15 protein-coding genes are annotated in these 20210 nt (G+C 65.2%); 6 read left to right on the top strand and 9 right to left on the bottom strand.

Going from position 1 to position 20210, the window contains the following annotated elements:
- Nucleotides 1-15 precede the first annotated feature (15 nt).
- From ACVWW3_RS34155 to ACVWW3_RS34145, 3 genes are all read right to left on the bottom strand, one after another.
- Nucleotides 16-1224 (bottom strand): acetyl-CoA C-acetyltransferase, encoded by a 1209-nt coding sequence (locus ACVWW3_RS34155; protein ID WP_456651750.1) that lies wholly within the window; start codon nt 1222-1224, stop codon nt 16-18.
- Between the two features lie 70 nt (nt 1225-1294).
- A complete protein-coding gene (locus tag ACVWW3_RS34150) occupies nt 1295-3085 on the bottom strand; it encodes an acyl-CoA dehydrogenase C-terminal domain-containing protein (RefSeq protein WP_354103184.1) in 1791 nt (596 codons plus the stop codon).
- Between the two features lie 38 nt (nt 3086-3123).
- Nucleotides 3124-3507 (bottom strand): nuclear transport factor 2 family protein, encoded by a 384-nt coding sequence (locus tag ACVWW3_RS34145; RefSeq protein ID WP_247448394.1) that lies wholly within the window; start codon nt 3505-3507, stop codon nt 3124-3126.
- Between the two features lie 208 nt (nt 3508-3715).
- On the opposite strand from ACVWW3_RS34145, the gene ACVWW3_RS34140 reads away from it, so the two are divergent.
- The 5 genes from ACVWW3_RS34140 to tnpC all read left to right on the top strand — a co-directional run bounded on the left by ACVWW3_RS34140 (nt 3716) and on the right by tnpC (nt 11546).
- On the top strand, nt 3716-4306 hold the full coding sequence (locus ACVWW3_RS34140; RefSeq protein ID WP_247448393.1) for a PadR family transcriptional regulator: 591 nt from the start codon (nt 3716-3718) through the stop codon (nt 4304-4306).
- Between the two features lie 222 nt (nt 4307-4528).
- On the top strand, nt 4529-7993 hold the full coding sequence (locus ACVWW3_RS34135) for a hypothetical protein (protein ID WP_456672287.1): 3465 nt from the start codon (nt 4529-4531) through the stop codon (nt 7991-7993).
- Nucleotides 7994-8311: 318 nt separating this feature from the next.
- Nucleotides 8312-9229 carry a sulfite exporter TauE/SafE family protein gene (locus tag ACVWW3_RS34130; RefSeq protein ID WP_247352313.1) on the top strand — a complete coding sequence of 306 codons (918 nt, stop codon included), beginning with the start codon at nt 8312-8314 and terminating at the stop codon, nt 9227-9229.
- The gene (locus ACVWW3_RS34125; RefSeq protein ID WP_456661444.1) at nt 9226-9996 is read left to right on the top strand and encodes a TIGR02186 family protein; all 771 of its coding nucleotides are present in this window, start codon (nt 9226-9228) and stop codon (nt 9994-9996) included. The genes ACVWW3_RS34130 and ACVWW3_RS34125 overlap by 4 nt, the downstream gene beginning before the upstream one ends.
- Before the next feature lie 95 nt (nt 9997-10091).
- Nucleotides 10092-11546 (top strand): IS66 family transposase, encoded by a 1455-nt coding sequence (tnpC, locus tag ACVWW3_RS34120; RefSeq protein WP_456649588.1) that lies wholly within the window; start codon nt 10092-10094, stop codon nt 11544-11546.
- Between the two features lie 108 nt (nt 11547-11654).
- Here tnpC and ACVWW3_RS34115 read toward each other — a convergent pair whose 3' ends face one another.
- Together ACVWW3_RS34115 and ACVWW3_RS34110 are read right to left on the bottom strand one after the other, a co-directional pair.
- The gene (locus tag ACVWW3_RS34115; protein WP_456651751.1) at nt 11655-12446 is read right to left on the bottom strand and encodes an MBL fold metallo-hydrolase; all 792 of its coding nucleotides are present in this window, start codon (nt 12444-12446) and stop codon (nt 11655-11657) included.
- Nucleotides 12447-12457: 11 nt separating this feature from the next.
- Nucleotides 12458-13378 (bottom strand): DMT family transporter, encoded by a 921-nt coding sequence (locus ACVWW3_RS34110; protein ID WP_456672286.1) that lies wholly within the window; start codon nt 13376-13378, stop codon nt 12458-12460.
- A 96-nt stretch (nt 13379-13474) separates the two neighbouring features.
- Between ACVWW3_RS34110 and ACVWW3_RS34105 the strand changes: the two genes are divergently transcribed.
- Nucleotides 13475-14338 carry a LysR family transcriptional regulator gene (locus ACVWW3_RS34105; RefSeq protein WP_456651753.1) on the top strand — a complete coding sequence of 288 codons (864 nt, stop codon included), beginning with the start codon at nt 13475-13477 and terminating at the stop codon, nt 14336-14338.
- Here ACVWW3_RS34105 and pdeM read toward each other — a convergent pair.
- From pdeM to ACVWW3_RS34085, 4 genes are all read right to left on the bottom strand, one after another.
- A complete protein-coding gene (gene pdeM, locus ACVWW3_RS34100) occupies nt 14335-15006 on the bottom strand; it encodes a ligase-associated DNA damage response endonuclease PdeM (protein ID WP_247448387.1) in 672 nt (223 codons plus the stop codon). The genes ACVWW3_RS34105 and pdeM overlap by 4 nt on opposite strands.
- Nucleotides 15007-15059: 53 nt before the next feature.
- Nucleotides 15060-17669, bottom strand: coding sequence for a ligase-associated DNA damage response DEXH box helicase (locus tag ACVWW3_RS34095; RefSeq protein ID WP_456651754.1), 2610 nt, complete (start codon nt 17667-17669; stop codon nt 15060-15062).
- Nucleotides 17670-17873: 204 nt separating this feature from the next.
- Complete coding sequence (locus tag ACVWW3_RS34090; protein WP_456672285.1) at nt 17874-19103, bottom strand: ABC transporter substrate-binding protein; 1230 nt, start codon at nt 19101-19103, stop codon at nt 17874-17876.
- A gap of 115 nt (nt 19104-19218) precedes the next feature.
- Nucleotides 19219-20145 (bottom strand): methyltransferase domain-containing protein, encoded by a 927-nt coding sequence (locus tag ACVWW3_RS34085; protein ID WP_456651755.1) that lies wholly within the window; start codon nt 20143-20145, stop codon nt 19219-19221.
- Nucleotides 20146-20210 lie beyond the last annotated feature (65 nt).

Below are 20210 nucleotides of genomic sequence, written 5' to 3'. Positions count from 1 at the left end.
GGTTGCTCCCTACCCTTAGACGCGCTCTATGATGGTCGCGGTGCCCATGCCGCCACCGATGCACAACGTCACCAGCGCGGTCGCCTTGTTGGTGCGCTCGAGCTCGTCGAGCACGGTGCCGAGGATCATCGCACCGGTCGCACCGAGCGGATGGCCGAGCGCGATCGCACCGCCATTGACGTTGATCTTGGCGTTGTCGATGTCGAAGGCCTGGATGTAGCGCAGCACCACAGAGGCGAAGGCCTCGTTGAGCTCGAACAGGTCGATATCCGACTTCTTCATGCCGGAGCGTGCGAACAGCTTCTCGGTGACGTCGACCGGACCGGTCAGCATCATCGCCGGCTCGGAGCCGACATTGGCGAAGGCGCGGATTTTCGCACGCGGCTTCAGGCCGTATTTGCTGCCGGCTTCCTTGCTGCCGAGCAGAACCGCGCCGGCACCATCGACGATGCCCGACGAATTGCCGGCGTGGTGCACGTAATTGACGCGCTCGATCTCGGGATGCGACTGCACCGCGACGCCGTCGAAGCCGCCCATCTGCGCCATCATCGTGAACGCCGGCTGCAGCTGTGCCAGCGACTGCATCGTCGTCGACGGACGCATATGCTCGTCCTTGGCGAGGATGGTGAGGCCGTTGATGTCCTTCACCGGGACGATCGACTTGTCGAAGCGGCCTTCATCCCAGGACTTCGCCGCACGCTGCTGGCTCTGCACCGCATAGGCGTCGACGTCGTCGCGCGAGAAACCGTATTTGGTGGCGATCAAATCGGCCGAGACGCCCTGCGGCATGAAGTATGAGGGCACCGCCATCGATGGATCCATCGGCCAGGCACCGCCGGAGGCGCCGATGCCGACGCGGCTCATCGATTCCGCACCGCCGCCGATCACCAGCTCATGCTGCCCGCTCATCACCTGGGCTGCGGCAAAATTCACGGCGTCCAAGCCGGAGGCACAGAAGCGGCTGATCTGCACGCCGGGCACGGCCTCGCCGAGGCCCGCCTTCAGCGCCGCAAAGCGCGCGATGTCGGAGCCGGCTTCGCCGACCGGATCGACCACGCCGAGAATGACGTCATCGACGGAATCTTCCGGGAGGTTATTGCGGTCCTTCAGCGCCTTCAGCGGCACGGTCGCGAGCGCGAGCGCGGTGACTTCGTGCAGCGCGCCGTCCGCCTTGCCGCGGCCGCGCGGGGTGCGGACGTGGTCGTAAATATAGGCATCTGCCATGGGAGCCTCCTGATTGCGGTTATTGGTTACGACCGCCGCGCGGTCGCTATCATTCGTGGGGCGGAAATCCTCAGAACGCTTCCGCGGGCAGTTCCATGATGGTGGCGCAGCCGGCCTGGATGCGCGCAAGATTGGCGGCGGTCTCCGGAAGCATCCGCTCCATGAAGAAGCGGCCGGTGACGAGCTTAGTCGAGAGATAGGGGGTTGCCCCGCTCTCGGCAATCTTCACCTGCGACACCTTCGCCATCTTCGCCCACATGTAGCCGAGAGCGACGAAGCCGAAGAGATTCAGGTAATCGGTCGCGGCGGCACCGGCATTGTCGGGCTTCGCCATCGCGTTCTGCATCAGCCAGGTGGTGGCCTGCTGGAGATGGCCGAGCGAAGCGGAGAGCGGGGTGATGAAGGGCTTCATCGCCTCGTCGCCGCCGTTCTCCTTGGCGAAGGCCATGACCTCGCCGAAGAACGCCATGATGGCGCGGCCGCCGTCGCGCGGCAGCTTGCGGCCTACGAGGTCGAGCGCCTGGATGCCGTTGGCGCCTTCATAGATCATGGCGATGCGGGCATCGCGCACGAACTGCTCCATGCCCTGCTCGGCGATGTAACCGTGGCCGCCATACATCTGCTGCGCCTGCACCGCGTTGGCGAAGCCGTAATCGGTCAGGAAGCCTTTCAGGACCGGCGTCATCAGGCCCATGTGATCGTCGGCGGCCTGGCGGTCCTTAGGGTCCTCGGAGCGGTGGGCGACGTCGCTCTTCAGCGCGGTCCACATCACGAAGGCGCGCGCGGCCTCGTTGAAGGAGCGGATCGACAGCAGCGTGCGGCGCACGTCGGGATGCACGATGATCGGGTCGGCCGGCTTGTCCGGCGCCTTGACGCCGGTGAGCGAGCGGCCCTGGATGCGATCCCGCGCATAGGCCACCGCGTTCTGATAGGCGACCTCGGACTGCGCGAGACCCTGAACGGCGACGCCGAGGCGAGCCTCGTTCATCATCACGAACATGCCCTGCATGCCCTTGTTCTCTTCGCCGATCAGCCAGCCGATGGCGTTGTCGTAGTTCATCACGCAGGTGGAATTGCCGTGGATACCCATCTTGTGCTCGATCGAGCCGCAGACCACGCCGTTGCGTGTGCCCACCGAACCATCGGCATTGACGAGGAATTTCGGCACCACGAACAGCGACACGCCCTTGATGCCGGCGGGCGCGCCCTCGATGCGGGCGAGCACGAGGTGGATGATGTTGGGGGCGAGGTCATGCTCGCCGGCCGAAATGAAGATCTTGGTGCCTGTGATCTTGAAGCTGCCATCGGCCTGGCGCACCGCCTTGGTGCGGAGCATGCCGAGGTCGGTGCCGCAATGCGGCTCGGTCAGGTTCATGGTGCCGGTCCACTCGCCCGCCACCATCTTCGGCACGTAGGTCTGCTTCTGCTCGGGCGTGCCGTGGACGATCAGCGCCGCTGTCGCGCCCATGGTGAGGCCGCCATACATCGAGAAGGCCATGTTGGCGGAGATCTGGAATTCGTTGACCGCCTGGCTCAGCGTCACCGGCAGACCCTGGCCGCCGAACTCGGTCGGGGCCGACAAGCCGAGCCAGCCGCCCTCGGCGACCTGCTTGAACGCGTCCTTGAAGCCCTTCGGCGTGGTGACGCTGCCGTCATCGGCGCGCTTGCAGCCTTCGAGATCGCCCACACGATTGAGCGGCTGGAGCACCTCTTCGGCGAGCTTTGCGGCTTCGCCCAAAATGGCTTCGCGCACGTCGCTCGACGCGTCGGAGAAGCCGGCCAGATTGTCATAGCGGTCGATCTGGAAGACGTCGTTGAGCAGGAAGTTCACGTCTTCGACGGGGGCTTTGTAGATCGGCATGGCGTTCTCCCGGCATAGATTTGAAGTGGTGGGCTTCTTTATGATTGGGCGGCAAGCTGCTCCGCCATCAGGCGATGCAGCATGTTGATCGCCTTGAGCGGCCGCACCATCACCTTGAAATGGGTGATGCGTCCCTCGCCGTCGAAGGTGATGATGTCGACGCCGTTGATCTCGAGGCCGTCGATCAGGGTCTTGAATTCGAGCACGGCGCCGCTCTCACTTGTCCACTCTCCGACATAGGTGAAGCCGGGACCGCCAAGCACCTTCTCGGCACTCGCGAGATATTTGAAGGTGATGTCGCGTCCGCGCTGCGGCGAATGCACGACGGGGCTTTCGAAGACAGCGTCGGGATGCAGGAGGTCCCAGAGCGCTTTACCGTCGTGGGACTTCATGAAGGCGTACCAGGAGTCGAGACCGGTCATTGTCAGAATGCCTCCCGTGGATAAAAAGGCCTTGGCAAAAACTCGAAAACAACCCCATGCACAGTAGCTATGAGATTGATTCCGCTGGGTTTTCGGACTTGGTCTTTTGCCCCGACCTTAGCCGGTCCATATGCACATTGACGCATATGCACCAATACGCATAAAGTCAAGTCAATTGGTCGAGAGACCTCGAACGGGAGCTGGCGCCATGGCACTGGGCGACGCGATCCTCGCATGCCTGACGGAACGTCCGATGACGGGCTACGAGCTTGCCAAGACATTCGACTCCTCGATCGGCTTCTTCTGGAAGGCCGACCACCAGCAAATCTACCGCGAGCTCTCCAAGCTGCGCGACCGCGGCTACATCCAGGGCCGCGAGGTCGTGCAAACAGGCAAACCCAATAAACTGATCTATACGCTGACTCCCGAGGGCCGAACAGCGCTGCGGCACTGGGCCGCGCGGCCAAGCACGCCGCCCTCGATCAAGGACGACCTCCTGGTGCGGCTGCATGCGCTCGACAGCATCGACATCGAGCCCCTGCGCGCCGATCTGATGGCCCGGCTGGAGCACCATCGCGATCGGCACGAGAATTACGAGCGGATCCTCAAGAAGCGATTTCCGGAAGGCGCGGCGTCGGGCGTGCTCGACCTCGGTAATTTGCTCCTGCTTCAGCTCGGTGCCCGGCACGAGCAGATGGTGGCCGATTTCTGCGAAGAGGCGCTTGAGGCCCTGTCGGCCACGAGCGGCAAGGGCACCGTGGTGCCGCTGGAGGAAGGCAAGCGCGAGGGCAAGGACTAGACCGACTTCGAGGGAGGGAGCGCACCTGCTCCTTGGGCTGGTAGGCCCCGCCCAACTTTAAGACACCGTCAACGAGTTCCTTAACCCGTTATTTACCGTAACAGACAAAAGTCGGTTTTCGAGGCAGACGACCCGCGCCAAATCCGATTGTCTTTGCAACCGGCACGCGAGGGAAGACTGGAGGCGCCGGGTGGGGCGCCGGAGTCGGAACCGGGCAGAGTCATGAATTCGCGCGTATCGTGGAGTGTTGACGGAATCGATCCGTCGGTCAGGGAGCGGGCCGAAGCTGCTGCGCATCGCGCCGGCATGTCACTCAACGATTGGCTGAACTCCACGCTCGGCGAAACTGCCCCGCCAAACTTTCGCGGACCTTACGACCAGCGTCCGCAGCAAATGCCTAGCCAAGCACCAAGCCAGGCACCGAGTCAGGAAAGCCGCGAAGTCGCCGACATCCACCAGCGGCTCGACGCCATCACCCAGCAGATCGAGCGGATCTCGAAGCCCGCGCCACGCCAGGACCCTTCACGGCAGGACTCTTCACGGCAGGACTCTTCGCGACCGGACGTCTCGCGCGAGCAGGGCGTGGCACGGCAGCTCAACGATGCGATCTCGCGCCTCGATGCGCGGCTGTCGCAAATCTCAAAGCCGCAGCAGCCCCAACCGCAGCAGCCACAGGTCCCGCGCCCCGCTCCCGTCGACAGCCGCCAACGCCAGGCCGATGCAGTGGAGCGCGCTGCAGCGCAGGTCTATCGCAACTCACCACCCCTGAGCCCCGCTTCGTTCGATGTTGCCGTCGCCGAGATCACCGCACGGCAGAGCGAGCTCGACGGCTTTGCGCCGCGGCAGATGCCGCCGCGCGCCGCGCCCTCGATCGCGCCTGCGGCAGCTCCTTTCGCGCCCCCCATGGCACCGATGGCTGCGCCGCCCGCGCCTGCCTACGCTCCGTCGCCACCGCAGCCGGGGCCGGATTTCTCCGCGCTCGAGCGCCATCTGCTCAAGATCACGAGCCAGATCGAATCGCTGCAGCGCCCCGACAATACCGAGCAGGCGATCAACACGTTCCGCAGCGAACTTGCGGAGATCCGCAACGCCATCACCGAGGCGATGCCGCGCCGCGCGATCGAATCGATCGAGAACGAGATTCGCTCGCTGCATCGGCGCATCGACGAGACGCGTTCCAACGGCACCGACGGGCAGGTCCTGTCCGGCATCGAGCACGCGCTGTCCGACATCAAGCAGGTGCTGCGCACGCTGACGCCGGCCGAGCAGCTCACCGGCTATGACGAGGCGATCCGCAATCTCGGCGCCAAGCTCGATCTGATCCTGCGCGCCAATGACGATCCCTCGACGGTCCGCCAGCTCGAAGGCGCGATCTCGGCGCTGCGCGGCATCGTCTCCAACGTCGCCTCCAACGAAGCGCTGGCACGGCTCTCGGACGACGTGCAGCTGCTGTCGTCCAAGGTCGACCAGGTCACCCGCTCGTCCGGCTCCGGCGATAGCTTTGCGGTGCTGGAGCAGCGCATCGCGGCGCTCACCGCCGCGCTGGAAACGCGCGAGCGGCCTCAGCCATCCGAAAGCAGCGAGCATCTCGAAAGTGCGATCCGCGCGCTGTCGGACCGTTTCGACCGCATGCAGGTCGGCAACGATTCGGCTTCGACCTTCGCTCATCTCGAACAGCGGGTCTCGTATCTGCTGGAGCGGATCGAGACCGCCTCCGATCCGCGCAACGGCAATTTGAGCCGCGTCGAGGACGGGTTGCACGACATCCTGCGGCACCTGGAACGGCAGCAAGCGACCTATTCCGCGCTGGCCGAGAGCCGCAGCTCCGCGCCGGCCGAATCCGGAATGGTCGATATCGTCAAGCGCGAGCTCTCCGACATCCGCTTCAGCCAGGCCGAGACCAACCGCAGCACCCAGGATTCGCTGGAGGCCGTCCACAACGCACTCGGCCACGTCGTCGATCGTCTCTCGATGATCGAGGGCGATCTGCGCAATGTGCGCACCGCGCCGCCGGCCGCCGCGCCGCAGCCGATGCCGATGGCCGCTCCGATGGAGCCCGCGCCGATGGCGCGCGAGCCGCGGCCGCAGCAACAGCCGCCGAAATACGATCCGAAGCCGGAACTGCCCAATCCCGCCGCCGCGCAGGCGGCGCAAGCCGCCTTCGTCGCCGCGCCGCGCGAATTCCACGCCGCTGCACCGGCCGCGCCGCCGCCGATGCCGATCGCGCCGCCCGTTCCGCCCCGCGCGATCAGCGAGATCCTCGAGCCGCATACGGTGCCCACGCGGGCCGCGCTTGCGCCCGAATTGCCGCCGGATCATCCGCTCGAGCCGGGCACCCGGCCGGGTGCACGCGTCGCCACGCCGTCGGAGCGCATTGCCGCGTCTGAAAGCGCAATCAGCGAAATCCCAGCCGCGCCGAAGGAGCCGGTGTCGTCGTCGAGCTTCATCGCGGCCGCGCGCCGCGCTGCCCAGGCCGCCGCCGCACAGCCGGAAAAGCCGGCCCGCGGCGCCAAGGCAGGGGCCGATCGGTCCAAGGGCAAGGACAACGGTAAGGACGGCGGTTCGACCATCACCTCGAAAATCCGCTCGCTGCTGGTCGGCGCAAGCGTGGTCGTGATCGTGCTCGGCACCTTCAAGATGGCGATGAACCTGCTCGATGGCGGCAGCTCGGCGCCGTCGCCGCAGGCAATGGAGAATTCGTCGAGCGCACCCGCGCCGCAGGCGGCGCCGCCAGCCGAGAGCAAGCCCGCCACGCCCGAGCAGGTCACGCCCTCGATGACCTCTCCGACCCCGATCGGGCGCCAATCCCAGAACAATGCCGCGCCGGCTCCCGCCGCCGGTTCGGGCAATTCGGCATCGGTTGAAATTCCGCCGGTGCCCGCCGTAGCCACGCCGCCTGTCACCAGCGACGTCACCGGCGCGCTGTCGGGCACGAGCCGCGCGAAACTCGCGATGATCCAGGTGCCGCCGAGTGAAAAACTGCCTGACGGCATCGGCGGCCCGAGCTTGCGTACCGCCGCGATGAAGGGCGATGCGAACGCGGCCTACGAGCTCGGCGTGCGCTTTGCCGAAGGCAAGGGCGTGGCCGCGAATTACGACGAAGCCGCCAAATGGTACGACCGCGCGGCGCAGGCCGGCGTGGTGCCGGCGACCTTCCGCCTCGGCACACTCTACGAGAAGGGCCTCGGCGTGAAGAAGGACGCCGACATCGCCCGCCGCTACTACACCCAGGCGGCCGAGCGCGGCAACGCCAAGGCGATGCACAATCTCGCAGTGCTCGACGCCGATGGCGGCGGACATGGCGCCAATTACAAGAGCGCGGCGCAGTGGTTCCGCAAAGCCGCCGACCGCGGCGTCGCCGACAGCCAGTTCAACCTCGCCATCCTCTATGCCCGCGGCATCGGTGTCGAACAGAACCTCGCCGAATCCTACAAATGGTTCACCCTCGCAGCCGCCCAGGGTGACGCGGATGCCGCCGGCAAGCGCGACGATGTCGCCAAGCGGCTCGACCCGCAATCGCTCGCGGCCGCCAAGCTCGCGATTCAGACCTTCAGCGCCGAGCCGCAACCCGATGATGCCGTCAATGTCGCGACACCCGCCGGCGGCTGGGACAGCGCGCCGCAAGCAGCCGCAAAACCCGCGCCGAAGCCGGTCGCGAGCAAGCGCTCGGCGTCAGCGGTGCATTGAGGCACACAGCATTAGATCAGACCAAAGGGGCCGCAGGATCGGTGTACCTCTCCCGCTTGCGGGAGAGGTCGGCGCGTAGCGCCGGGTGAAGGCTTTGTCCTCTTGGGGAGTCTTACTGCGGAGACACCCCCCCTCCCCGACCCTCCCCCGCAAGCGGGAGAGGGAGCGCACTTTCTCCGTAGCAATCAAGTCTCATTTGCCTCGCGCGCTAGCCGCGCCCATTCACCACGCCCAAAATTCCTGATCACTCCCGCCAGCGAATTCGGCTATTGAGTGGATGCGGCAATCGATCCGTTTTCGCCGGAGCGTGGTCCTTCGATGCAGCTCTATCTCCCGATCGCCGATCTTCCGGTCAACGTCTTCCTGGTGCTGGCGATGGGCGCGGCGGTCGGCTTCGTCTCCGGCATGTTCGGGATCGGCGGCGGCTTCCTGATGACGCCGCTTTTGATCTTCATCGGCATCACGCCGGCGGTCGCGGTCGCTTCCGTCGCGAGCCACATCGCGGCCTCGTCCTTTTCCGGAGCCCTCGCCTATTGGCGGCGGCGCGCAATCGACCCGGCGCTGGCGAGCGTCCTGTTATGCGGCGGCGTGACCGGGACGGCGCTCGGCGTGTGGACCTTCACGCAGTTGCGCGCGCTCGGCCAGCTCGATCTGATGATCGCACTGTCTTACGTCGTGCTGCTCACCACCGTCGGCAGCCTGATGTTCTCCGAAGGCCTGCGCGCCCTGCTACGGACCCGGCGCGGCGCGGTGCCGCCACGGCGCACGCATAACTGGATCCACGGGCTGCCGCTGAAGATGCGGTTCAAGCGCTCCAAGATCTACCTTTCGGTGATTCCGGTCGTGATCGTCGGCATCGTGATCGGCTTCATCGGCGCCATCATGGGCATCGGCGGCGGCTTCATCCTGGTGCCGATCATGATCTATCTGCTGCGGGTGCCGACCTCGACGGTGATCGGCACGTCGATGGTCCTGACGCTGGTCACGATGCTGTTTGCGACCTTGCTGCACGCTGCGACCAATCACCTCGTCGACGCGGTGCTGGCGCTGATCCTGATGGTCGGCGGCGTCACCGGTGCACAGTTCGGCGCCCGCGCCGGCCAGAAGATCCGCGGCGAGCAGCTGCGGCTGCTGCTCGGCCTCTTGATCCTTTCGGTCGGTGTTCGCTTCGCCATCGAACTGGTGATCCGGCCCGAGGACCTCTTCACCATCCGCGAGCTGGGGGTGAACGGATGATGCGCGCAGCTCTCGCAGTCCTGCTTGTCCTGCTGCTCGGCTCCGCCGCACGCGCCGAGCGGCTGATCGTGTCGGTCTCCAACCATCGTGTCACGGTGACGCCGAACTATTCCGGCGAGGAGCTGGTGTTGTTCGGCTCGGTCGAGAAGGACGCCACCACACCCGCCGACCGCAAGAGCTACGATCTCGTCGTCACCGTGATGGGCCCGCGCGCCGATATGGTGACGCGGCGCAAGGAGCGCACCTTCGGGATCTGGATCAACACCGACTACCGTCAGTTCCTGGAGGTTCCGAGTTATCTCGCGCTGTTCGCCAACCGCTCGTTCGAGGCGATCACCTCGCCCGAGGTCGCGCGGCGACAGCAGATCGGGCTCAACAACGTGCGGCTGACCCAACGCGTCAGCGGGGACTACGCCGACGTGGTGCCGAACGACGCGTTCCGCTCGGCCTTCATTCGCCTGCGCACCGAGCGCGGGCTCTATCGCGAGGATCCGAGCGCGGTGACGTTCCTGACACCGACGCTGTTCCGCACCGGCATTCCACTGCCGGCGGAGGTGCCGATCGGCACCTACCAGGTCGAGATCAAGTTGTTTGCCGACGGCGCGTTCGTCGGCAAGACAGAGACCGCGTTCGAGATCGTCAAGGTCGGCTTCGAGCAGTTCGTCGCCACCACCGCGCGGCAGAACGGGCTGATCTACGGCCTCATCACCGCCGCGATGGCGCTGATGACGGGCTGGATGGCCTCGATCGTGTTTCGGAAGGATTGACTGCATTCTCCGTCATTGTGAGCGCAGCGGTAACTGCCCAGGTGGCCGTTTGTATTCTCTTGACTGACCACATGTGTTTGTGAGTCAAGGTATGGGTGACGCCGCCAAATTCCTCATTGTCTGTGGACGCCCTGCTGGCCCTGATTGGGGAGTTGCAGGAGCGCAACCTGATGTTGGAGCAGCAGAACGCATTGCTGACGGTGCGTGTGGCCGATCTGGAGCGTCGGCTTGGTCTGGACAGCTCCAATAGCAGCAAGCCGCCTTCGAGCGATGGACCGGGCCAGGCTTCTCGCCGGACACAGAGCCTGCGTGAGCGAGGGTTGAAGAAGCCCGGCGGCCAGCCCGGCCATGCAGGCAAACACTTGAAGCGGTCCGAACGGGTCGATCATACGATCATGCATCGCCCTGTCAGATGCGGGCGCTGCCGAATGGCGCTGGAGGGTGAACAGCTGGAACTTGTCGGCAGCCGTCAGGTGTTCGATCTGCCGGCGCCGGCGCCGCTGCTCGTCACGGAGCATCAGCTCTATCGTTGCAAATGCAGCGGCTGTGGCGCGGTCACGACAGGATCGTTTCCACCCGAGGTAAGGGCGCCGGCGCAATATGGCGTCCGGTTGGCCGCTGTGGTGACCTATCTGTCGGCGGGACAGTTTCTGCCTGAAGATCGGCTCGGGCAAATCCTCTCCGATCTGTTTGGCGTGACCATCTCGGCCGGCACGATCGGACAAATGATCGCCCGGGCTGCCAGCCGGACGCAGGATTTCGCTGCGGCAGTCTGCGAGCAAATCCGCCGGGCACCGGTCAAGCATTTGGATGAGACCGGGTTCTGGGTGGGCGCCACGCCGCAATGGCTGCATGTCGCGGGCACCGCCGGGATCAATGGGCTGGTGCATTATCGCGTCTCACCCAGGCGCGGCGAGGTGCTGACGCAAGCGGCGCATATCGTTGTGCACGACCATTGGACATCCTATTTTCAGATGTCCGGTGTCACGCATGCGCTGTGCAATGCGCATCACCTGCGCGAGTTGACGGCGCTGGTGGACATCGATGGCGAGGCCTGGGCCCGGCGCATGCGCGGGTTGCTCCGCTGCCTGTGCCACGAGGTCAATCTGGCGTCAGAGCATCCAACCGACCAGACAGGCGCGCTGCGTCCCAACAGAATCCGCGCCGCCGAGCGACTTTATGACCGCATTATCCGCGCCGGTATCGCCTGGCACGAGGCGCTACCCGCGCTGCCTCGCGACATCAAGCGCGGGCGGATCAGACGGCGCACGGGCCATAATCTCCTGTTGCGCCTCAAGTTACATAAAGCGGCGGTGCTGCTGTTCCTGCACAACTCGGCGGTGCCGTTTACCAACAACGAGGCCGAGCGCGATGCTCGGATGATGAAATTGCGGCAGAAGATCTCTGCCGGCTTCCGCACCTCACAAGGCGCAGACAATTTCGCCACGCTTCGCACCCTGATCGGTACCGCTCGAAAGCGCGGATGGAACATGCTCGAAACATTGTCCCGATGCCCCACACAACTCATCCACAAACTCAGCGTCGCCTAACCGAGCAAACGGACCTGGGCAGTTACGCGCAGCGAAGCAATCCAGACTGCCGCCGCGGATGGATTCTGGATTGCTTCGCTTCGCTCGCAATGACGGCTGTGGTGCTAGCTACGGCGCCTGCACCACCGTCGGCACGCCGGGCTCCAGCAATCGCAGCCGCGTCCCGAAGCCGAGCACGTCAAAGGTCTTGCGCAGATCCTCGCTGTTCTGGCGGAAATGTGCCCAACCCTCCGTATGCACCGGCACGATCATCGCATCGGGGAAGGCGCGTGCGGTCTCGATGGTGTCGTTGGTGTCCATGGTGAGATGGAACGGCCCGCGCGTTTGCGCAGCGCCCGCGAAAGGCATCACCACGCCGCACTTGAATCGGCGTGCGACCTCGGCGACGCCATCGAACCAGGTGGTGTCGCCGCTGATATAGACTGAGGTTGTGTCGGTCCGGCTCGACGACACCACGAAGCCGATGACGTCGCCTGACAGCGGCTCGATGCCGGCCGGGCCGTGACGCGCCGGGGTCGCGGTGATCGTCAGCGAATTGCCGTCACGATCTTTCAGATGCGCCGTGCCCCACGGCACCAGGCCTTCGACATGCAGGCCTTCGAATTGGCCACCGAGGCGCTTGGCGCCGGCGTCTGTGGTCAGGACGCGCTTCGCGTGCCTGAGATACTCGCGGCCGGAATTGTCGAGATTGTCCGAATGCTGATCGTGGCTGAGCAGGACCGCATCGATCGGGCCGATTGCATCAGGCTTGAGCGCAGGGCCGATTGTCTTCTCCAGCTTCACATGCGGCAGCTGATAGGCGGTATTTGCGTCGTCGAAAGTCGGATCGGTGAGCAGGCGGAAGCCGTCGATCTCGATCAGCGCGGTGGGGCCGCCGATCAGGGTAATGGAAATGGGCATAAGAACTCCTCCTACGACACAGGCTTCGCGGCAGGCCGCGTCACCAGATAGATCCCGAGCGCCACTGGAATGATTCCGAGCAGATCGCGGGCCTCGACATGCTCGCCGAGCACGAGATACGCGAACAACATGCCGAGCGGCGGCATCAGGAAATGATAAGCGCTGGCAGCCGTTGCGCCACACACTTTCAGGAGATGAAACCAGAGCCAGTAGGCGAGGATCGAGCCGCCGAGCACGAGGAAGGCGAAGGCGCCGATCAGGCCCGGCGTAAAGTCGATGGCATGAACGTCGGCGAAGGTCAGCGCGACCGGCGTCAGCACGATGCCGGCGGCAAGATTCTGCACGCCATTGCCGATCCACAACGAGCCCTTCGGCGCGAGCAGCTTGAACAGGATCGTGCCGGCGACGATGGAGGCGAGCGAGGCCAGCGTGAACATGATGCCGTGCAGTGAGTCAGTGCCGACCGACAGCCGATGCCAGACGATCAAGGTCACGCCGACGATGCCGAGCAGGAGGCCGCTCGCCTTGCGCCACGTCATGCCTTCGCCGAGCAGGAGCGCGGCGAGGCCCGCCGTGAACACCGGATTGGCGGACACGATCAGGCCGCCGAGGCCCGCCGAGACCGTTTGCAGACCGGTGTAGCCGAGCCCGAGATAGAGCGCGTTGTTGGCGATGCCGAGCACGGCGAAGATCGCGGCGTCGCGCCAGGACAGCGACCAGTCGTCGCCGCGGATCAGCGTGGCACCAAGGATCAGGATGCCGGCGAGCGAGAAGCGCGCGGCGAGCAGGATCAGCGGCGGGCAATGGGTCACGCCGATCTTGTGGTTGCCGGCGACGAAGGCGTAGCTCCAGAGCAGGCAGAACAGGCCGATAGCGAAGGGCAGCGTGTTGAAACGGCTGCGGGGGACGGCAAGCGAGGGGGCGAGCGACATGTGGAATCTCCTGATCCCTCGATCTAGGAACCCGGCTTGTCATTTGGAAATTAAATGATTAACTCACTGCCAGTTGATTTTCGAATGGAGACATCCATGCTCGATCTGGAGCTCCTGCGCAGCTTTGTCTCGGTGGTCGATTCCGGCGGCTTCACCCGCGCCGGGGAGCGCGTCCACCGCACGCAATCGACCGTCAGCCAGCAAATCAAGCGGCTGGAGGAGGATGTCGGCCAGGTGCTGCTGCACCGCGACGGCAAGGACGTGCGTCCGACCGAGGCCGGCGAGCGGTTGCTGTCCTACGCGCGGCGGCTGTTATCGCTCGCCGAGGAGGCGCGCGACGTGCTGAGCCAGCCCGACGGCGAAGGCGCGATCCGGCTCGGCATCCCCGAGGATTTTGCGGCATATCGGCTGGCGAAACTGCTTGGCGCATTTTCGCGCTCGCGTCCGGGCCTGCGGCTCGATGTGCGCGCCGACCAGAGCAAGAACCTGTCGCGCGACCTCGATCGCGGCGAACTGGATCTGGCGCTGTTCAAGCGCGAGGCCGGTGCGAAGGGCGCGATTGCGGTGTGGCCGGAGCAGGTGCACTGGGTCACGAGCAAAAGCCATCCGATCCATGCCGACGTCGCCTCGGTGCCGCTGATCGGCTTTCCGCTCGGCTGCCTCTACCGCGCCGGCGCCATCCACGCGCTGGAAAGCGCGGGCCGCATCTGGCACATGTCCTACACCTCATCGAGCCTCGCCGGCATCCAGGCCGCCGTCGCCGCCGGCATGGGGCTGAGCATCCTGTCGGAGATGGCGATCCAGTCCGACCACCGCGTGCTGACGGCGAAGGATGGTTTTGCGCCGATCAACCGGACCGAAATGGCGCTGATGGCCGCGCCCGGCGCCAGTCCAGCGACGCTACGGCTGGCGGATCGTCTTGCGGAGTTTTGCGATGACGTGCAGGCGAAGGCGGCTTAGCTGCACCGTGACGCCGCGATCGCGTGGACGCGGCGATCGCCGAGCAGGTGCGCGACAAAACCGTTCCTTGGAAAGATTTTTGCGAACGCGGCATCGCGGATGCTGAGGCCGCCGGCATAGGCGCCGAAGGCGGGCATCACGGCGCGCATCCCGTCGGACGCGAAGCAGCGGCGCTCCATCGAGCGGCCGCGCGCGGAGACACGGGCCTTGGGATGCAGATGGCCGGCGATCTCGCCGCACGCGCCGGTCGGCTCATGGCGGAAGGTGATCGGGCCGATCGCGACTTCGTCGGCGACGGTGCCGCCGAGATCATGCGGCAGCGCCGGATCGTGATTGCCTGAGATCCAGATCCAGTCGCGGCCGGCCTGCAAGGCGGCGACCGCGTCGCGATCGTCCGCCGACAGCCGTCCATGTGCAGTGCGATCATGAAAACTGTCGCCGAGCGCGATGACGATTCGGGGATTATGGCGGGAGATGACAGCAGCGAGCCGGCCGAGCGTCGCGATGGTGTCGTAAGGCGGCAGCAGCACGCCGCGCATGGCGAAGCTGGAACCTTTTTCCAGATGCAGATCGGAGACGACGAGCATGCGCTGCTCTTCCCAGAACAGTGCGCCGGAAAGATCGGCCGCGAACGTCACGCCGCTGATGCTGACATTTGAAACGCGCATGTCCTCGATATCCCCTGAAACCAGCGCGCCTATCGTCACGTCCGAACCTGCTCTTATCCCATCGCCTCTTTGACGAGCTCGTCGGCGGCCTCCGCCAACAGCTCGTCTCCAGCTTCGCCATAAACTGACTCGCGGCCGATTTCCAGCATCACGGGGACGGCGAGCGGAGAGACACGGTCGAGTTCCCGATGTGTGATGCGGCCCTGGATGCGGGTGAGCATGTCGCTGAGACGGCGCAGATCGAGCAAGCCGGTGGCGGCATCCGCTCGTGCGGCGCGCAACAGCACGTGATCCGCCTGGTGTTTTCGCAGGACGTCATAAACGAGATCGGTCGAGAACAGCACCTGGCGGCGGCTCTTCTCCTCGCCGGTATGCCGGCGCGCGATCAGGCCGGAGATGATCGCGCAATTGCGGAACGTACGTTTCATAAGAGCGGATTCGGCGAGCCATGCTTCGAGGTCGTCGCCGAGCATGTCGGGATCGAACAGCGCGTCAAGGTCGATCCTGCCGTCCCGGATCATGAAGGACATGTCGCCGAGCGCCCAGACCGCGATCGCATATTCGTTGGCGACGAAGCCGAGCGGCCGGGCGCGGGCCCGCTCCAGCCGGCGCGTCAAGAGCATGCCGAGCGTCTGATGCGCGAGACGGCCTTCGAACGGGTAGCAGACGATGTAATGCTTGTTGGCGCGGGGAAAACTCTCGACCAACAGCTCGCGCACCGCCGGTACGCGGGAGACGTCCTTTTGCAGTGACAGCCAGTCGCGCACCTGCTCCGGCAACGCGCCCCACGCGCGCGCGTCATCGAGCAGGCGACGCACGCGTTCGGCAAGATAGGTCGAGAGCGGAAACTTGCCGCCCATATAGGACGGCACTTTCGGGTCCTTGTCGTTGGCGCGCGAGACGTAGACCTGGTCCTCGACCAGGGTCTCGTAGCGCACCACCTCGCCGCTGAACACGAAAGTGTCGCCCGGACTGAGGCCCTCGATGAAGGCTTCCTCGATCTCGCCGAGCAGCCTGCCGCCGCGGGCGATCACGCCCGTTGACCCGCCTGCTTTTCCCTGACCGCCTCCTTGGCCGCCGCCGCGCGATCGCACCAGCCGCACCTTCAGCATGTCGTCCTCGACGATGGTGCCGACATTCATCCGGTAGCTCTGCCGCACCTTTGGATTGGCGACGCGCCAGCGACCCTGCTTGTCCTGCTTGATGCGCGCGAAGCGCTCGTAGGTTTTCAGCGCGTAGCCGCCGGAGGCGACGAAATCGACGACGTCGTCGAAATCCTGCCGCGTGAGATCGGCATAAGGTGCGGCGGTGCGTACCTCGTCGTAAAGGTCCTCAGAGAGAAACGGCTCGCCGCAGGCGCAGCCGAGCACGTGCTGGGCCAGCACGTCGAGCGCACCGGTGCGCAAGGGCGGCGTGTCCTGCGCGTTCTCGGCGACGGCATCGATCGCGACGCGGCACTCCAGCACCTCGAAGCGGTTCGCCGGCACGAGCACCGCGCGCGAGGCTTCATCAAGGCGGTGGTTGGCGCGGCCGATGCGCTGCATCAGGCGCGAGGAGCCCTTGGGCGCGCCGATATTGACGACGAGATCGACGTCGCCCCAGTCGACGCCGAGGTCGAGCGAGGAGGTGCAGACCACGCCGCGCAATTTTCCCGCCGACATCGCATCCTCGACCTTGCGGCGCTGCGCGACATCGAGCGAGCCGTGATGCAGGGCGATTGCAAGGTTGTCGTCGTTCATGCTCCAGAGATTCTGGAACAGCATCTCGGCCTGGCTGCGGGTGTTGACGAAGACCAGCGTGGTCTTGTTCGCCTTGATCAGCTCGTAGATCTCGGGAAGCGCATGGCGCGCACTGTGACCGGCCCAGGGCAGACGTTCGCGCGTATCCATCATCTCGACCAGCGGCGGCGCCGCGCCGCCGGCGATGACGATCTCGGCCGCCGCTTCCTTGCCGCCGGGCTGCGGCACCAGGAAGCGCGCCAGCGATTCCGGCTCGGCCACCGTCGCCGACAGGCCGATCGCCCGCATCTGCGGCGCCAATCGCCACAACCGCGCGAGCCCAAGCGAGAGAAGATCACCGCGCTTGGAGGTCACCAGCGCATGCAGCTCGTCGAGCACGATGCGCTTCAGCGAGGAGAACAGGAACGGCGCGTCGTCGGAGGAGAGCAGCAGCGCGAGCTGTTCGGGCGTCGTCAGCAGAATGTCCGGCGGATAGCGCCGCTGCCGCTGGCGCCGCGACGTCGGCGTGTCGCCGGTGCGGGTCTCGATCTTGATCGGCAGCGCCATCTCGGCGACCGGCCGCTCCAGATTGCGTGCGATGTCGACCGCGAGCGCCTTGAGCGGGGAGATGTAGAGGGTGTGGAGGCCGCCGCTGCGTTGCAGGGTGCGGCCGGTGGAGACAAGGCTTTGCTTCGCGCCTGTCGTCGGTTCGACCGTCTGCATCGAAAGCTCCACCAGCGTCGGCAAAAATCCCGCCAGCGTCTTGCCGGCACCGGTCGGCGCGATCAGCAGCGCGGAACGGTCCTCGCGCGCTTTCTCCAGCAGCGCCAATTGATGTTCGCGCGGCGACCAGCCGCGGGCTGCGAACCACGCCTGGAAGCGGTCGGGCAACAGCGCGGCCGGCTCGGCCGGCTCGGCCGGAGATTTGAGGATGCGAGGCGGCACGGCATCACAGGTAAGCCGTGGGGGTGAGTTCGTCGAGGGGTGGGTGGGCGGGATGCACCCACAGGCGTCATGGCCGGGCTCGTCCCGGCCATCCACGTTCTTGCCCACACGGAAGCGAAGACGTGGATGCCCGGGACAAGCCCGGGCATGACGAGATTGTATAGAGCTATCGCCCTTCAACGCTCCGCGCATTCGCGGAGACCCCTACTCCGTCACCGGCTTGTCGGACACGGCCCAATCCTTGCCGTTGAAGGTCGAGATATAGAGCGTCTTCATCGGTGTGTAGTCGCCGGGCGTGTAGTTGTAATTGACGCCGTCGAGGAAGAACGGCGAGTGGAAGCCGTTGAGGTTCGCGGCCTGCTTGAGCACGCTTTCGCGCGTGAGCTCATCGCCGCAGCGGCGCAGAATCTCGCCCATGGTCACCGCCTGGCCGTAACCGGCATAGGCGATGGTGTTGTCGGGATCGACGCTCGGCAGGTAATTCTTGCGCAGCGTGTCGAACGCGATCACATCTTTATCGTTCTCCCAGGGGCCGGGGCCGGCATCCTTGGAATAACGGATCGCGACGATGCCGGTGGCGTTCTCCAGCCCCGCGGCATTGAGGATCGAGCGGCCGGTGGATCCGGCCGACAGCAGCTGCAGCGGCTTCCAGCCGAGCTCGGCGACCTTGCGGATCGACTGCGACGACGCCTTGCCGGTGGAGATGTTGTAGAAGACGTCGGCGCCCGATTTCGAGAGATTGATGAGCTGGGAATCGACGGTCGGATCGGTGAGATCGTAGGTCTGCTCCATGATCACCTTTGCGGTGCCGCCGGAGTCTTCCAAGACTTTCTTGAAGGGCCCGAGGAAGTCGCGGCCAAAATCATCGTTCTGGTAGAGGATGCCGACCTTGGCATTCGGCTTCACGCTGAGGACGTGCCGCGCCAGGATGCGCGCTTCCGTCGGATAGAGCGGCAGGCCCGCCATCGTCCATTTGAACTCTTTCGGATTGTTCCACTTGGAGGCGCCAGTGTTGAGCAAAAGCTGCGGCACGCCCTTTGAGTTCAGGTATTTGTGCACAGCCGTCTGCGGCGCGGTACCGAGCGAGCCGTAGAGCGCCAGCACCTCCTCCTGCTCGACCAGGCGCCGCGTCGCCTCGACACATTTCGGTGCGCTGTAGGCATCGTCCATGGTCAGGAATTTGACCTTGCGTCCGTTGATGCCGCCTTTCTCGTTCAGCATCTGGAAATAGGCCTCGCCGATGCGCCCGAGCACGCCGTAGAGCGAACCGGGGCCGGAATGCGGCACGGTCTGCCCGATCTTGATCTCGGTGTCGCTGGCACCGGCATCGTATTTCTTCTCCGCCGCCCAGACGTAGGGCGCGGGCAAGGTGGATGCCGCGATGGTCGCAAGCGCGGCGGCGCTGAAATCGCGCCGCGATGGAATCCTGGTCATTGTTTGTTTCTCCCTTGGCGCGCGCATTGTGCTGGCATCGCCGCACGGCTCGCAAGCGGGAAGTCGCCGCTTTGGGACGCAATGACGTTCAAAGCGTCGCGTATAGCGCCTAGACTCAAGTTTTCTCGGCGACCACGACGAGGCCGCGCACCGCCTCGTTGTTCTCGATGCGTGGCGAGGCCGGCTCCAATGTGAGGAGCTTGAGGCCGGCCTTCGCCAGCGCATCGCGCGCATATTCCGCCGAATGGGCATAGCGCAGGCCTTCGCCGAGAACGATGCCACTGCCGTCATGCGTCTCCAGCGTGAAGGCGAGCACGCCACCGGGCGCGAGCACGCGCCTGGCTTCGCCGAGCACCGGCGCGAGATCGGGAAGATAGACGAACGCATCGGCAGCGACGACGAGGTTTGCACTCGCGTCACTCTTGGCGCGCAGGCCTTCGAGCATGTCGGCGACTTCGAGCTCGGCATAGAGGGCGGTGGCTCGCGCCTCCTTGATCATGCCGGGCGACAGATCGATGCCGATGAAATGATCGACCTGCTTTGCGAAGGCCGCGGCCGCCAGCCCCGTACCGCATCCGAGATCGATGGCGCGCTTGAACAGGGCGGGCTTCTTCGCGGCCACGCGGGCAGCCACCACTGCCTTGAAGATCAGCGACGGTGCGCGATAGTCGAGATCGTTGATCAGGACGTGCTCGAAACGCGGCGCGTATTGATCGAACAAGGCCTGCACGTAGGCCTTTGGCATCTCGGACAATTGCGCGGCGCCGAGGCGTATCAGATGCAGATGAGCACCATGCTGATCGCTCGCGTCGCACTCGCGCGATTTTCGAAAGGCCGCAATGGCCTTGTCGCGCTCACCGAGCTGCACGCGGATTTCGCCGAGCGTGAACCAGGCCGAGGTGAAATTCGGCGCAAGCTCGATCGTCTGCTCGAGCAGGTCGGCGGCGGCCGGCAGATCGCCCTTGAGCTGGAGGTCGCGCGCGAACTCGAAGCGGCGGTCGGCCATGAGATCGCCGGAGGTCAGGAACAGGCGCAGGGGCATTGGGGGAACCAGAAAGCGAAGCGGGCGGGTGACTCGAACACGCGGTGGCGCAACCTATATAACAG

The sequence above is a fragment of the Bradyrhizobium sp. LM2.9 genome, assembly GCF_054056555.1.
Note: the sequence above shows the minus strand (reverse complement) of the source record. Positions and strands in the feature narration are given on the sequence as shown.